Genomic DNA, 15,338 nt, shown 5'->3' on the forward strand with positions numbered 1-15,338 from the left:
GGCGCCCGGGTGCCGGGGCGGGATGCGGGCGTCGCGGCCGGGTTACGCCGGCGGCTTGTCGGCGGCGGCGACCCGCGACAGTTCCACGGTGCAGAACGCGCAGCGCTTGGCCTCGATCGGAATGTCGCTCAGGCACTCCGGACATTCCTTCTCGGTGGCCTTCTTGTTCCTGTCGAAGAAGGCGACCAGCCGGGTCATGGGCATCACGACGAACCAGTAGATGACCGCGGCGATGATCATGAAGCTCAGCAGGTGGTTGATGAAGTCGCCGTACATGAACTTCGAGCCGTTGATCGTGAACACGTACTGCGAGAAGTCCGGCTCCCTGCCACCCGTGATCGCCCCGATCAGCGGCGTGATGAGGTCCTTGACCAGGGCCTGCACCAGCCCGCTGAAGGTCGCCCCGATCACGACCGCCACGGCGAGCTCGACGAGGTTTCCCCTCATCAGGAACTTCTTGAATCCGCCCATCACATGTCCTTCAGTCGTGAGGACGGTCGCTTTGCCCCCTGCCGGCGGCCAAACTTCCGTCTTTTCCAGGGTTTTCTCCGGAGAGGAGAATACCTGGAAGCCCGCGCGCAGCCGTACCGGCCGAATAGGGCAGTGAGGGTGAAAGGTTACTATCAGCGCATTCGCGAGCGAGGTGGCCGGATGGACTTTCGTGTGCTGGGCCCCGTCGGGGCGTTCACCGACGAAGGGGTGGCGCTGGACATCGGCCCCTACCAGCAGCGTCTGGTGCTGGCCATGTGCGTCCTCGCCGTCCCGCGGCCGGTCGGTCCGCAGCGGATGATCGACGCGCTCTGGGAGGGCGATCCCCCTCCCGGGGCGCTCAACACCGTGCAGGCGTACGTCTCCAAGCTCCGCCGCGTCTTCGAGCCGGGCAGGACGAGGAACGTTCCCCCGACGGTTCTGGTCAGCAAACCGGGAGGCTACGTACTGGACGTCCCCGGCGGCGCGATCGACCTGGGCAGGGTGCGAGAGCGGCTGGCCGAGGGCAGGAGCCTGGGGGCCGGGGGCGACCACGAGGGAGCGGTCGGGCGGCTGCGGTCGGCATTGGGGGAGTGGAGCGGGGAGCCGCTCGCGGACCTCTCCGGCACCTCCTGGGCGGTGGAGGAGAGCGCACACCTGGCCGAGTTGCGGCTCACGATCGAGGAGGATCTGGCCGAGGCGGAACTCGCGCTCGGCCGGGGGGCGACGCTGACGGGCGGACTCGCCCATCTGATCGGCGCCCATCCCTTCAGGGAACGGCTGCGCGTGCTCGCCGCCCACGCGCTCTACCAGGCGGGACGGCAGGCCGACGCGCTCGGTGTGCTCGCCGAGGGACGCCGGCTGCTGATGGAGGACATGGGGCTGGACCCCGATCCCCGGTCGCGGGAGATGGAACGGCGCATCCTCGGCCAGGATCCCGAGCTGAGGCCCCGCCTCGTGGCGAGCACGGGCCAGGCGGTGGCGGTTGCGGAGAAGGCGGCGAAGGGGGAGGGCGCCGGGCTGGTGGGCCGGGACGCCGAGGCCGAGGTGCTGGAGCGGGCGGTCGCCGGTGCGGGGCATCGGGTGGTGCTGCTCGCCGGGGAGCCCGGTATCGGCAAGACCAGCCTGGCCGAGCACGCCGCGGAGGCCGCGCGGGCGCGGGACCACCGGGTGGTGTGGGGGCGCTGCTGGAGCGGTAGCGGCGCGCCGCCCTTCTGGCCCTGGACGCAGGCCGTGCAGGACCTGGTCGGCAGGGACGGCGAGCTGGCGCGGCTGGCCGGAGCCGGGCTGGCCGGAGCCGGGCAGGCCGGCGCGGGGCAGGCCGGGCAGTTCGCGTTGTACGAGGCGTTCGCCCGGCTGCTGAACGAGCACGGCCGGGTCCTGGTGGTCCTCGACGACCTCCAGTGGGCGGACACCTCGTCGCTGCGGCTGCTGGAGTTCCTCGCCTCCACCAGGCTCTGTCCCGAGTTGACCGTCGTGGCCACGTACCGCGACACCGACGTACGCCCCGGCGAACCGCTGGAGCACACCCTCGGCGCGCTGCTGCGGCTGCCGCACGTGCGGCGGCTGCTGCTGCGCGGCCTGGCCGAGGAGGAGATCCGCGAGTATCTGGGACGGGCGGGCGCCGACCCGGACCTGGCCGGGGAGATGGACAGGCTGACCGCGGGCAACCCGTTCTTCCTGGGGGAGGTGCTGCAACTCGGGGAGACCCCCGAGGCGCTGTCGGACGTCGTGCGCGGCCGGATGGCCGGTCTGCCGCCGGGTACCGAGGAGGTGCTGACCGTCGCGGCGCTGCTCGGCAGGGAGGCGGCGACCGACATCCTGACGCGCGTGGCGGAGCTGCCGGAGGAGCGGGTCCTCGACATCGTCGACGCCGCCGTGGGGGCCCGGTTGCTGGTGGAGGGGGACGGGCCGAGCTGCCGGTTCGTTCACGACATCGTCCGCGACGTGCTGCGCGAGGCACTGCCGCCCCTGCGCCGCAGGAAGCTGCACGCGCGGATCGCGGGGGTGCTGGAGGAGCGCAGCGGGACGCGCCTCACCGAGATCGCCCACCACTACCGCGAGGGCTTGCTGAACTCCCGGATGGCGGGCAGGGCGATCGGCTACACCCGGCGCGCGGCGGCCCAGGCGACCGCGCAGTTCGCCCACGAGGACGCGGTGGAGAACCTGGAGAGGGCGATCGGGATGATCGACCGGCTGCCGGAGCCTGACGACGCGCTCCGCTGCGACCTCCTGCTCGACCTGGCCGAGGCGCAGGCCGCGGCGGGGATGAGCGCCGCGGCCCACGTCTCCCTGGAGGCCGCCGCGGAGATCGCCGAACGGTTCGGCGACGACAACCGGCTGGCCAGGGCGGTCCTGGGGTTCTCCGACCCGATCTCTTCCGCCATGTACGAGGAGATGACCGGCATCGCCCGGCTGGCCGAGCGCATCGACAGGGTCCTCGCCTCCGACCTGGCAGGGGACTCGCCATGGCGGGCGCGACTGCTCGCCGCCGCCGCGCTGACCGGCTCCACCGTACGGCCCGTCGAGCGGAGCGCGGAGATGGCGGAGGAGGCGGTGCGGATGGCCCGCCTCACCGGTGACGAACGAACCCTGTCCAGGACGCTGATCGCCCTGCAGATCCTGCTGCGCTCCGGCCACGACCACGGGCGTCGCGAGGCGGTCGCCCGCGAGATCGCGGAGATCGGTCGCCGCGGCGGGGACCTGGTCGTCGAGTGGATCGGCAGGGAGAACGAGTACGTCGAGCTGAACGCGAGTGGGGACAGTGGGGACACGGAGCGGGCCGTGGAGCTGCTCGCCTGGCTGCGGGAGACCGCGGAGCGGCTCAGACTTCCCTCGATGATCAGCCTGGCCGCCTGGCAGACCGCGGTCCACGCCTACCTGTCCGGACGCTTCGACGACGCGCTCGCCGCGGCCGACGCGTCCGGTGCGGCCCACCCCGAGGGGGCGCTGGGCCGGGACGACGCGTCGTTGCGGCGGGAGATGTTCCGCTTTCTGGCCCTGCGAGCGGTGGACAAGGGCCACGGGCCGGCTCGGCCGCACGAGGGGGGTGAGGGGCACGGGGCGGACAGGAGTCACGGGCCGGGCGGGGCTCACGAGGTGGGCAAGGACCGCGATCAGGGCAGGGCGGGTGAGGCGCTCGCGCTGGCCGACGCGATGCTTGCCCGGCGCCCCGGCCAGAAGCCCTGGCGCGTCCTGCGCTGCCTGGCCCTGATCGACCTGAGCCGCACGGCCGAGGCGCGCGACACCTTCGCCGAGCTCTCCCGCGACGGGTTCGCGGAGATAGGTCCCGAACTGGCCTACCGGTTCGTCCCCGACGCGGTCAGCGAGGTCTGCGCGGCGCTGGGCGACGAGGCGGCGGGGAGGATCCTGTACGGCAGGCTCGCCCCGCACGCGGGCCGCTTGCTGGGCTGGTCCCTGACCGACCTGTGCCTGGCCAGGCTCGCCCTGCTCGGTGGTGACGAGGACCGGGCGAAGGCCCACCTGCGGGCGGCCGAGGCGTTCGCCGCCGGGGCGGGGGCACGCGTCTACGAGCCCGCGATCCGCGCGCTGGGCGAGAGGCTCCGCTCGGCGTGACGCCTCGCGGTCCGGCTCGCAGGGCCGGTACGTTTCGCCCGTGACGAGCGGGTTAGGTGGTGAAGGTGCGAGGAGGTTCACGGCCGGGGCAGGATCACCGTCACAGGAATGGGAATGTGCGCATGGCCACGCGAACATGGGGCATATCTCTCCACCGCCGAAAGGCGGTGCGTTGACATCCTCTCCACCGGCCGAGTCCGCTCATACTTTCGAGAGAAACCGCAGTACGGCGATGTGCCGTGTTCCCTCCCCCGCCTGAAGGCGGGGGTCACCACGCTCAAGAGGGACTGATGATCGAGATCTGGCCGGGTGACCCTTATCCCCTCGGGGCCACTTACGACGGCGCGGGAACCAACTTCGCGCTCTACACCGAGGCCGCCGAACGCGTCGAGTTGTGCCTGTTCGATGAGGAGAACAAGGAGACCAGGGTCACCCTCACCGAGTGTGAGGGCTTCGTCTGGCACGGATATCTGCCGGGCGTCGGCCCGGGACAGCGGTACGGCTACCGTGTGCACGGCCCCTACGACCCGCCGAGAGGGCAGCGGTGCAACCCCGCCAAGCTCCTCCTCGACCCGTACGCCAAAGCGGTCGAAGGGGATGTGAAATGGGACGAGGCGGTGTACGGCTACCGCTTCGGCGATCCCGACAGCCGCAACGACGCCGACTCGGCCGACTTCGTGCCGCGCTCCATCGTGATCAACCCGTTCTTCGGGTGGGGGCACGACCGGCCGCCGAGCACCCCGTACCACAACACGGTGATCTACGAGGCGCACGTCAAGGGCCTGACGATCAACCACCCGAAGATCCCCGAGCGGATCCGCGGCACGTACGCCGCGATCGGCCACCCGGAGATCATCGATCACCTGACCGCCCTCGGGGTGACGGCGATCGAGCTCATGCCGGTGCACCAGTTCGTCACCGACCACGTCCTCAGCGAGCGGGGCCTGACGAACTACTGGGGCTACAACAGCATCGGGTTCTTCGCGCCGCACAACGCCTATTCGAGCACCGGGCAGCGCGGCGGGCAGGTGCTGGAGTTCAAGGCCATGGTCAAGGCCCTGCACGAGGCGAACATCGAGGTCATCCTCGACGTGGTCTACAACCACACGGCCGAGGGCAACCACCTGGGTCCGACGCTGAGCATGCGCGGCATCGACAACGCCGACTACTACCGCCTGGTCGACAACGACAAGCGGTACTACATGGACACCACGGGCACCGGCAACAGCCTGTTCATGCGCTCCCCGCACGTGCTTCAGATGATCATGGACTCGCTCCGCTACTGGGTGATCGAGATGCACGTGGACGGCTTCAGGTTCGACCTGGCCTCCACGCTCGCACGTGAGCTGCACGAGGTCGACCGGCTGAGCGCCTTCTTCGACCTGGTCCAGCAGGACCCGGTGTTGTCGCAGGTCAAGCTGATTGCCGAGCCGTGGGACGTCGGGCCGGGTGGCTACCAGGTGGGCAACTTCCCCGCCCGGTGGACCGAGTGGAACGGCATGTACCGCGACACGATCCGCGACCTGTGGCGGGGCGAGCCCGCCGCGCTGCCCGAGTTCGCCTCCCGGCTGACCGGCTCCAGCGACCTCTACCAGGACGACAGCCGCCGCCCCGCCGCTTCCATCAACTTCGTCACCTGCCACGACGGGTTCAGCCTGCAGGACCTCGTCTCCTACAACCACAAGCACAACGAGGCCAACGGCGAGGACAACAGGGACGGCGCCGACGACAACCGCTCCTGGAACTGCGGCGAGGAGGGACCCGCCTCGCTCGCGATCGAGTCCCTGCGCGAGCAGCAGAAACGCAACTTCCTGACCACGCTGTTCCTGTCCCAGGGCGTTCCGATGATCTCCCACGGCGACGAGTTGGGCCGCACCCAGCGGGGCAACAACAACGTGTACTGCCAGGACAACGAGCTGAGCTGGGTCGACTGGTCCGACATCAGGGAGAACTGGCTGCTGCTCGAGTTCACCCGGCGGCTCGCCAAGCTCCGCGCCGACCACCCGGTGTTCCGCCGGCGCCGGTTCTTCTACGGGCGGCCCGTACGCGGTTCCGAGGAGAACCTCAGCGACATCGCCTGGCTCACTCCGAGAGGGGAGAAGATGACCGACGCGGACTGGAACGTGGGGTACGCCAAGTCGCTCGCCGTCTTCCTGAACGGCGACGCCATCACCGAGCCGGACCGCCGGGGCCGGCAGATCGTCGACGACTCGTTCCTGCTGCTGTTCAACGCCCATCACGACGTCATCAAGTTCACGCTTCCGAAGGACTACGGCGAGATGTGGCTGACGGAGATCGACACGGCGATGCCGATCACGGTCGACACCCGGGTCTGCCGGGCCGGAGAGAGCGTGCCGGTGGTCGGCCGCTCGGTGAGGGTGCTGCGCCGTGTCTGAGCCGATGACCCAGCCCGTCCCCGAGCCCGGCCCCCTGGAGCCCGTGCCCGGGACCGTCCCCCCGGGGTCCGTCCCGGAGCCTGTGCCTGAGCCCGCTCTGCCGCCGGATCCGCTGCCCGATGTCCTGCCCGGTTCCGTACCGCCGCAGGTCGCCCATGACGAGATCCTCGCGGGCGGCGCCCTCGGGACCGGGACCGGTGGGGACGTGACCGACCCCTTCGAGCTCCCCGAGGAGGTGCCCGCGCCCCCGCCGTCGCCCGGCTCGTACGAGGTTCCGGTCTCGACCTACCGCTTCCAGCTCACCCCCGACTTCGGGTTCGACAAGGTGGCCGAGCTCGCGCCGTACCTGCGGGATCTGGGAGTGAGCCACGTCTACCTGTCACCGATCCTGCAGGCGGTGCCGGAGTCGCGGCACGGCTACGACGTGACCGACCACTCGCGCGTACGCGAGGAGTTCGGCGGCGTCGAGGGTCTGCGGGAGCTGTCGGCGACCATGGCCCTGCACGGGATCGGCATCGTCGTCGACATCGTGCCCAACCACATGACGATCCCGGTGCCCGAGTCGGGCAACGCGCAGCTGTGGTCGGTGCTCAAGGAAGGGCCGGGCTCGCCGTACGCGGCGTGGTTCGACATCGACTGGTCCGTCGAGGAGGGCGACGGCACCGACGGTGGCGGCGCCGACGGCAAGGTGAACATGCCGGTGCTCGGCGACGAGGGCGAGACGGTGGCCGACGGCGACGTGCTGCGCTACCACGACCACGAGTTCCCGCTGCCCGACACGTACTACCGGCTGGTCGACTGGCGGCGCGGTCCCGGCTACCGCCGGTTCTTCGACGTGTCCTCGCTGATCGGGGTGCGGGTCGAGGACCCCGAGGTGTTCGACGCCACGCACGCCGTCATCCTCTCGCTGGTGGAGGAGGGGGTGATCCAGGGGCTGCGGGTGGACCACCCCGACGGGCTCGCCGAGCCGCGCGGCTACCTGTCGCGGCTGCGCGAGAGGTCAGGCGTGTGGACCGTGGCGGAGAAGATCCTGGTCGGCTCCGAGCGGCTGCCCGCCGACTGGGAGTGCGACGGCACCACCGGCTACGAAACGCTCAACCGGATCACCGGCCTGTTCGTCGACCCGGCGGGCAGGGAGCCGCTGGTCGAGCTGTTCACCAGGCAGACCGGGGTCGGCGACGACTACGCGGCGGTGGTCCGCGAGTCCAAGGCGGAGGTCCTGGACCTGTTCTTCGGCGCCGAGATCGACCGGCTGCACGCCGTCGTCGGCTCCGACCGCCGGACGTTGGTGGAGTTGCTCGCCGCGATGCCGGTCTACCGGGCCTACGCGGTGCCGGGCGAGCCGGTGCCCGAGGTCTCGACGAGGATCGTCGAGGAGGCGGGGCGGGTCGCCGCCGGGCGGCTGCCCGAGGGTGCCCCTGTGGCGGAGGTCGTCGAGCGGGTCCTGACCGGGCCCGCCGACGCGATCACCCGCTTCCAGCAGACCTGCGGCCCCGTGATGGCCAAGGGGGTCGAGGACACCGCCCTCTACCGCTGGTACCCCCTGTCCTGCCTGAACGAGGTGGGCGGCGAGCCCGACCGCTTCGGCGGGTCCGTCGAGGAGTTCCACGCGTTCTGCCGGGAGATGTCACCGGGCACGATGACGACGCTCTCCACGCACGACACCAAGCGTTCCGAGGACGTACGGGCCAGGCTCGCCGTGCTGTCCGAGATGCCGGAGGAGTGGGCGGCCGCGGTCGGCGAGTGGTCCTCGAAGGTCTCCTTCGACCCGGCCCTCGACTATCTGGCCTGGCAGAACCTGATGGCCTCCTGGCCGATCGGACCCGACAGGTTCTTCGAGTACCTGTTCAAGGCGGCCCGCGAGGCCAAGACCTCGATCTCCTGGGCCACCCCCGACCCGGCCTACGAACGCGGCATCCGCGACTTCGTCGGCCGGGCCGTCGAGGAGTGCGGGGCGTCGGTCGCGGAGTTCGCCGCGAGGATCGAGCCGTACGCCAGGTCCAACTCGCTCGGGCAGAAGCTCGTCCAGCTCATGCTGCCCGGCGTGCCCGACCTGTACTGGGGCAACGAGATCACCGACTTCTCCCTGGTCGACCCGGACAACCGGCGCCCGGTCGACTTCCAGCTGCGCCGCCGGATGCTCTCGGCGGCCCAGGCCCACGCGAGCCAGGAACACCCGGACGAGCCTCACCCGAGCCCCGCCGCCACGGCCGGCCTCAGCTGGGACGAGGCCAAGCTGGCGATCACCGCCCGTGCCCTGGACCTGCGCCGGAGGCTGGACCCCGAGGCGCCGTACGTCCCGATCGAGGCCGGGGAGCACGCGATCGCCTTCGCGAGGGGGGAGCGGGCCGTGACGGTGGCCACCCGGCTGCCCGTCGGCCTGGAGCGGCGCGGCGGCTGGGGGAGCACCACGCTCACCCTGCCGCATGGCACGTGGCGGGACCTGCTGTCGAGTACCGAGTACACCGGCCGGATCCCGCTCGCCCACCTGCTCTCCGTTCACCCTGTCGCGCTTCTGGAAAGGGTCTGACCGATGTTCGAGGTATGGGCGCCGTCGGCGACGGCGGTTGACGTGGAGATCGGCGAGGTCCGCTACCCGATGTCGTCGGCGGGCGGCGGCTGGTGGGCGGTGGAGGTCCCCGGCGCGGGGCACGGCACCGACTACCGGTTCCGGCTGGACGGGGGCGAGGCGCTGCCGGACCCCAGGACGAGGTGGCAGCCCGAGGGGATCTTCGGGCCGAGCCGGGTCTACGACCACGGCCGCTTCGAGTGGGGCGACGCGCTGTGGCGGGGCCGTGACCTGCCGGGCGCGGTCATCTACGAGCTGCACATCGGCACCTTCACCCCCGAGGGCACCTTCGACGCGGCGATCGGCAAGCTGGAGCACCTGGCGGAGCTCGGTGTCGACTTCGTGGAGATCATGCCGGTGCCGCCGGTGCCCGGCGGGCGCAACTGGGGTTACGACGGCGTGGACCTGTGGGCCGTCACCGAGACCTACGGCGGCCCCGACGGGCTCAAGCGTTTCGTGGACGCCTGCCACCGGAGCGGGCTCGGCGTGATCCTCGACGTCGTCTACAACCACCTCGGCCCCTCGGGTAACTTCCTCGCCCCCTTCGGCCCGTACTTCCACTCCAGTGCCTCCTCCTTCTGGGGGCAGGCCGTGAACCTCGACGGCCCGGGCTCCGACGAGGTGCGCGCCTACTTCGTCGGCAACGCGCTGCAGTGGTTGCGCGACTACCACATCGACGGCCTGCGGCTGGACGCCGTGCACGCCCTGCACGACAACAGGGCCGTGCACCTGCTGGAGGAGATCGCCGTCGAGGCGGAGGCGCTGTCGGCGGCGGTGGGCAGGCCGCTCACACTCATCGCCGAGTCCGACCTCAACGACCCCCGGCTGATGACCCCCCGCGAGGCCGGGGGGTTCGGCCTCGCGGCGGCGTGGAACGACGACGTCCACCACGCCCTGCACGTGGCGGTGACCGGTGAGCGGCACGGCTACTACGACGACTTCCACGGCGCCCTGCCCAAGGTGCTGGCTCGCGCCTACTACCACGACGGGACCTACTCCTCCTTCAGGGGGCGCTCGCACGGCCGCCCGGCGTCACACGTGCCCGGTTACCGTTTCGTCTGCTGCGCGCAGAACCACGACCAGATCGGCAACCGGGCCGAGGGCGACCGGATGGAGCCCGAGGCGCTGCGGCTGGCCGCGGGGCTCCTGCTGACCTCGCCGTTCACGCCCATGCTGTTCATGGGGGAGGAGTGGGGGACGCGAGCGCCGTTCCTGTTCTTCACCGACCACGTCGAGCCGCAGCTGCGCGAGGGCGAGGGGGATCGGCGGCGGCGGGAGTTCGTCGGCTTCGGTTACGACGACTGGGCGGACAAGGCCCCCGATCCCGGTGAGGAGATGACGTTCCTGCGTTCCAAGCTCGACTGGAGCGAGCTGGACGACGACGCCCACCGGGCACATCTCGACTGGTACCGGGCACTGATCGCGCTGCGCCGCGCTCACCCGGAGCTGACGGACCCGAGGCTGGATCGGGTACGCGTCGATCACGGCGAGTCCTGGCTGGTCGTGCACAGGGGAGGGCTCAGGGTGGCGGCGAACCTCGGCCCGGTGGCGCTCACGGTGAGGCTTGGGACGGGCGGGGCCGCGCGATCAGGGCACGGTCACATCCTGCTCGCCTCCGACCCGTCGGCGACCGTGGAGGGGGAGGAGCTCTCCCTGCCTCCCCGATCCCTCGCGATCGTGCGGCTGGATCCGGCGCTCTGACCGGCCGGTGATCCCCTGGTCCGCGCCTGACCGTCACGGCCGCCGTCGCGGGGTCAGGCGGCCACGTGGTTGCGCAGCCGGAGATCCTCCGGGTACGGGGAGAAGTATGTCTGGTCCCGTACGTAGTCGGCGGCGAGGCTCTGGGCGTGGTGGCGGATCAGGGTCGCCGGGACGCTCAGCGCCACCTGCCCGGCCCGGTAGGAGGCGATGACCTCCGTCAGGTCGGCCCGGCGTGCCGGGTCGAGCGCGTCGCCCACCATTCCCACGCAGTGCTGCAGGACGTTGACGTGCCGGCCGATGCTCGCCTTGGTGGCGAACGCCGTGTCGAAGACGCGGGTGTAGTCGGCGGCCAGTTCCTCGCGGGGCCGCGTGCCCGCGCCGGCCACCAGCCGGCCCGCCTCCCTGAAGGCGACGGGGTCGTGGGCGAGTAGCTGCATCTTGTGCCGGGCGTGGAAGGACACCAGGTCGCGAGGGCGCCAGTCGCTCTCCAGCAGGGCGCGGAGCCGGGCGTGGGCGAAGATCCGTTCTACGAAGTTCTCGCGGAGCAGGGCGTCGTTGAGCCGCCCCTCGTCCTCGACGGGCAGCAGTGGATGGGCGTCGAGGACCACGCCCGCGAACACCCCCCTGCCCTTGCGGCCCACGGTCGTGCCACCCGCGTGGACGGGGATGCCGTGCACCCCGCAGCTGGGGCTCTTGGACTTGAGGATGTAGCCGTCCACCTCCAGCAGGGTGGGAACCCGCTCGGCGGCGAGGGCGGTCATCCTCTCGGTGAGGTCCACCCGGCTCTTCCTGGTGACCAGCCGTATGCCGTCCGGTGAGAGCTCCAGACGCAGCGTCTCGCGCGGGCTGCCGAGGCCGATCTCCATCTCCGGGCAGATGTGCACCCACTCGACGTGTTTGTCCAGTTCGTTGTTGAGGAACCGGTTGCGGCTGTGTCCGCCGTCGAACCGGACCGGCTCGCCCATCAGGCAGCTGGACACCGCGACCCTCGGTTTGACGGCCCGTCGGCCCGCCTCGCCGGTTCCGTCCATCTTGCCCATCTTGCCCACGTTGTCCACCTTGTCCAGCGCGCTCGAACCGCTCGCGCCACGCACGGCGGACACTTTCTCCCGGTGTGGTTCGGCGCCCCGGTCGCGCGTCGTGACCGTGCCGAGGATGCCGGACAGGCGGCGCAGGCCGCGTGCCGTACGGGCCTTGATCGTGCCGAGCGGGATGCTCAGCTTCTCGGAGATCTCCTGCTGGGTCAGGTCGTCGTAGTAGGCCAGCTCGATCGCCTGGCGCTGCGGCTCGGGCAGCCTGGCGAGAGCCCGCCGCACCTGGTCGCGCTCCGCCAGCTGCTCACCGTCGGCCCGGCCGTCGTCGCCGACGGGGTCCGCGATCACATCCAGCGGCACCGTTTGGAAGGTGCGTATCCGCAGCTGGTCGACCGCGCGCTTGTGGGCGATCCCGAGCATCCAGGCGGGGAGGCTGCGTTCGGGGTCGAAGCGGTGCCGGGAACGCCAGACCTCCGCGAACACGATCTGCTGAAGATCCTCCACATCCTGCGGCCGAACGAATCGCCGCAGGTAGGAGCGGACGAGAGGCCCGTGGGTGCGGAAGCACTCGGTCAGGGCCGCCTCGTCGCCCTCGGCGAACCGGGTGTTCAGGTGGTCTGTCATGATGCCTCCCTTGCCTCAATAACCTATTCAAAACTTATTCATAGTCGCTAGATGGCGGTGATCGCAAGTGGGGGCAGGGAGATATCCGCAGGTCCGACGGGTCTGGCGGGGAGTTCGGTGAGGAGAAGGACGACACGGCGCGACCGGGGGAGGAAGGCGGGACATCCCCGAAAGGCGGCCCCGCGCGGCAGGAGGAGGCGACGTGGGACGGTCAGGAGAGGGTGGGCCGAGGAGCCGGAGGGCGGGCACGACGTCCCGTCGGCGATCAAGATCTCTGATCACCGGTGAGGGCACGATCCGACCCTGGGACCCAAGGTCCAGGGGAGGGGAGCGTTCCCTCAGTAGCGGCTACCGGGCACCGGGTCTGCCCGAACAGCGGGGAACCGGTGACTCCCGTCAGGCGAGGGCCGCGGCGGTGACGCGGGTGAGCGCGTCCTGGAACGACGTGACGCGGGGGACGGACGCGGGCAGGCCGTCCCACCAGCCGGGGCCGCCCGCGACGACCAGGCTCGACGGGCGGAGCGTGGGCAGAGAGGCGAGGGGGGCGGGGTCGCCGGTCTCGGGCTGCTGGGACCAGACGAAGACCACCGAGGGGCGCAGCCGCCGCATCGCGTCCGCCAGCGCCGGGTACGGGGTCCTGGCGCCCAGCACCCTGGTCTCCACGCGGTGGTCGGTGGTGAGCGCCGCGGCGAGCGCGTAGAGCGGCAGGCTGTGCAGGTCGTGCTCGGCGCAGGCGAGCAGGACGGGGCGGTCACCGGCCGGCCGGGCGGGGCGCTCGGTGAGAGGGATGAGCGCGGCGAGCAGCCGGTCGGAGAACAGATGCTCGATCTCGATGCTCGCCCCGCTCTCCAGCTGGCGCCTGCAGATCGTCTCGAAGACCGGCAAAACCAGGCACTCCCAGGTCCACCGCACGCCGTGTCTGGCCAGCGCCGCGCCGATCCACTCCTGGACGGCCCCGCTGTCCAGCGTCATCGTCGCCCGCGTCAGCATCGCCACCGTCGGCACGCCCGGCGGCCGCGTCGCAGTGAGGGGCGAGATCTTTTCGCGGGCGGGCCGCCCGGACTCCCACTCCGCCGGAGGCGGCGGGACGGTCTCGATCTTCAGGACCTCCCGTGCCGCGTCGGAGGCGGGCACCCCGCTCCTGATGAGCCGGTTCATCTCCTCCAGGCGCCACAGGTCGCGGGCGTCGTAGCGGCGGTGCCCCCCCGGGCTCCGGCGGCTCGGGCCCACGCCGTAGCGTAGGTTCCAGGTCCGCAGCGTGGGGGCGGGCACTCCGAGGCGTCGTGCTACGGCCCCGATGCCGTAGCTCGGTTCCTCGACGATCGCCACCTGACGCTGCTCATCCATCTCGTCCCATTTTAAGCCTGCTATCTGCCGTACCAGCCTGACAGGCGACGCGAGCGGTTGCTCCATGAACACTTATTCGATTTCCGGGCCCCTGGCGGATGCAACCAACGGAGTGTGACCGGCCGAAGGGGAATCGTGACCGATACTGTGATCGTTTTGTTCAGCCGTGATCTTCGGGTGCACGACCATCCGGCACTCGCCGCGGCGTGCGAGCACGCACGTCATGTCGTCCCCCTCTTCGTCGCGGACCCCTCCGTACCCGGGGGCGACCGCCGGGGATTTCTCGCCGAGTGCCTCGCCGATCTGAGCGAATCGCTCCGCGAGCGGGGTGGTGAGCTGGTCGTGCGCCGTGGTGATCCGATCGCCGAGACGATGCGCCTGGCGCGGGAGACGGGGGCACGGGCCGTCCACGTCAGCATGGACGTCAGCACCCTCGCGCGGCGCAGGCAGCGACGCCTGGCCGAGGAGTGCGAGCGCGCCAGGACGGCGTTCCACATGTTTCCCGGTTTGACGATCGTGCCCCCCGACGCGCTCAGGCCGTCGGGCGGAGGTGACCACTACCGGGTCTTCACGCCCTACTGGCGGGCCTGGGCCCGGCAGCCGCGCAGGGAGGTGCTCAAGGCCCCCGGTGTGGTGCGCGTTCCCGAGGGCGTGTGGGCCGGGAGGCTGCCCGAGCCGGGGCGCGAGTCGCACGAGCTGTTCGGGGGCGGTGAGACGGTCGGGCGCCGGAGGATGAGGCAGTGGCTGAAGCACTGCGTGGACGACTACGCCGACGGCCACGACGACATGGCGGGTAACCGCACCTCCAGGCTCAGCCCCTACCTGCGCTTCGGCTGCGTCTCGCCGCTGGAGCTGGAGGCGCTCGCGAGGGAGGCGGGAGGCACAGGAAAGGGCGGTGGGGGTGGTGGGGGCGGCGAGGGTACTGAGGAGTTCGTCAGGCAGCTGTGCTGGCGCGACTTCTTCTACCAGGTGACGCGGGCCTTCCCGCGCATCAACCGCGACGACTACCGGCCACGCGGGCACGAGTGGCGCGACGACGACCACGCGGCGCAGGCGTGGAAGGAGGGCATGACCGGGGTTCCGATCGTGGACGCCGGGATGCGGCAGTTGCTCACCGAGGGATGGATGCACAACCGGGCCCGCATGATCGTGGGATCGTTCCTCGTCCGGCGGCTCGGTGTCGACTGGCGCGTCGGCGCCGACCACTTCTTCGATCTGCTGCTCGACGGCGATATCGCCAACAACTACGGCAACTGGCAATGGGTCGCCGGGACGGGCAACGACACCCGGCCCAACCGGCCCGTCAACCACATCCGGCAGGCCAAAAGGTACGACCCGGAGGGCGAGTACGTCCGCCGTCACGTCCCCGAGCTCGACACCGTGCCCACGAGGATGATCCACGAGCCCTGGAGGCTCCCCTCGGGCGTCCCGGGCTATCCGGCGCCCCTGGTGTCCATGGACTGAGCCGGCCGGGTCGTCGCCCGCTAGAGGCGCACCCACCTCGCGACGGGGGCCCTCACGATGAGAAACCCCGGCGGCGGTGGGCTTTCCCGGCCGAGGCGCCTGGCCGGGAACAGATGATGATGACCAGCTACTACCGCGACGACATGACCGGCCTGCCGG

Annotated in this window: 8 protein-coding genes; 5 read left to right on the plus strand and 3 right to left on the minus strand. The window is 70.9% G+C overall.

All coding sequences use genetic code 11. The features are described 5' to 3' along the window. Positions 1-42 precede the first annotated feature (42 nt). Entirely contained in the window at positions 43-471 is a 429-nt protein-coding gene (gene mscL / locus ABZ664_RS07575) for a large conductance mechanosensitive channel protein MscL (RefSeq protein WP_362504524.1), read from the minus strand. Between the two features lie 180 nt (positions 472-651). Between mscL and ABZ664_RS07580 the strand changes: the two genes are divergently transcribed. From ABZ664_RS07580 to treZ, 4 genes are all read left to right on the plus strand, one after another. After that, entirely contained in the window at positions 652-4,044 is a 3,393-nt protein-coding gene (locus ABZ664_RS07580) for a BTAD domain-containing putative transcriptional regulator (protein ID WP_362504526.1), read from the plus strand. A gap of 290 nt (positions 4,045-4,334) precedes the next feature. Next, entirely contained in the window at positions 4,335-6,440 is a 2,106-nt protein-coding gene (glgX, locus tag ABZ664_RS07585) for a glycogen debranching protein GlgX (protein WP_362504528.1), read from the plus strand. Beyond that, positions 6,433-8,970 carry a malto-oligosyltrehalose synthase gene (gene treY / locus ABZ664_RS07590; protein WP_362504531.1) on the plus strand — a complete coding sequence of 846 codons (2,538 nt, stop codon included), beginning with the start codon at positions 6,433-6,435 and terminating at the stop codon, positions 8,968-8,970. The genes glgX and treY overlap by 8 nt, the downstream gene beginning before the upstream one ends. 3 nt (positions 8,971-8,973) lie before the next feature. Continuing rightward, positions 8,974-10,710 (plus strand): malto-oligosyltrehalose trehalohydrolase, encoded by a 1,737-nt coding sequence (gene treZ, locus ABZ664_RS07595; protein WP_362504534.1) that lies wholly within the window; start codon positions 8,974-8,976, stop codon positions 10,708-10,710. A gap of 53 nt (positions 10,711-10,763) precedes the next feature. Here treZ and ABZ664_RS07600 read toward each other — a convergent pair whose 3' ends face one another. Then, positions 10,764-12,368, minus strand: coding sequence for a DUF1722 domain-containing protein (locus ABZ664_RS07600; RefSeq protein ID WP_362504537.1), 1,605 nt, complete (start codon positions 12,366-12,368; stop codon positions 10,764-10,766). Between the two features lie 396 nt (positions 12,369-12,764). Beyond that, positions 12,765-13,715 (minus strand): MerR family transcriptional regulator, encoded by a 951-nt coding sequence (locus tag ABZ664_RS07605; protein ID WP_362504540.1) that lies wholly within the window; start codon positions 13,713-13,715, stop codon positions 12,765-12,767. 135 nt (positions 13,716-13,850) lie between these two features. Here ABZ664_RS07605 and ABZ664_RS07610 point away from each other — a divergent pair, with 135 nt between their 5' ends. Then, on the plus strand, positions 13,851-15,179 hold the full coding sequence (locus ABZ664_RS07610; protein ID WP_362504543.1) for a deoxyribodipyrimidine photo-lyase: 1,329 nt from the start codon (positions 13,851-13,853) through the stop codon (positions 15,177-15,179). Positions 15,180-15,338 lie beyond the last annotated feature (159 nt).

Origin of the sequence: Streptosporangium sp. NPDC006930 (genome assembly GCF_040635605.1) — a bacterium.
GTDB lineage: Bacteria > Actinomycetota > Actinomycetes > Streptosporangiales > Streptosporangiaceae > Streptosporangium.

Coding starts and splice junctions, on each gene's coding strand:
- glgX (WP_362504528.1), top strand. CDS start 4,335: ATGATCGAGATCTGGCCGGGTGACCCTTATCCCCTCGGGGCCACTTAC.
- mscL (WP_362504524.1), bottom strand. CDS start 471: ATGGGCGGATTCAAGAAGTTCCTGATGAGGGGAAACCTCGTCGAGCTC.
- ABZ664_RS07580 (WP_362504526.1), top strand. CDS start 652: ATGGACTTTCGTGTGCTGGGCCCCGTCGGGGCGTTCACCGACGAAGGG.
- ABZ664_RS07605 (WP_362504540.1), bottom strand. CDS start 13,715: ATGGATGAGCAGCGTCAGGTGGCGATCGTCGAGGAACCGAGCTACGGC.
- treZ (WP_362504534.1), top strand. CDS start 8,974: ATGTTCGAGGTATGGGCGCCGTCGGCGACGGCGGTTGACGTGGAGATC.
- ABZ664_RS07600 (WP_362504537.1), bottom strand. CDS start 12,368: ATGACAGACCACCTGAACACCCGGTTCGCCGAGGGCGACGAGGCGGCC.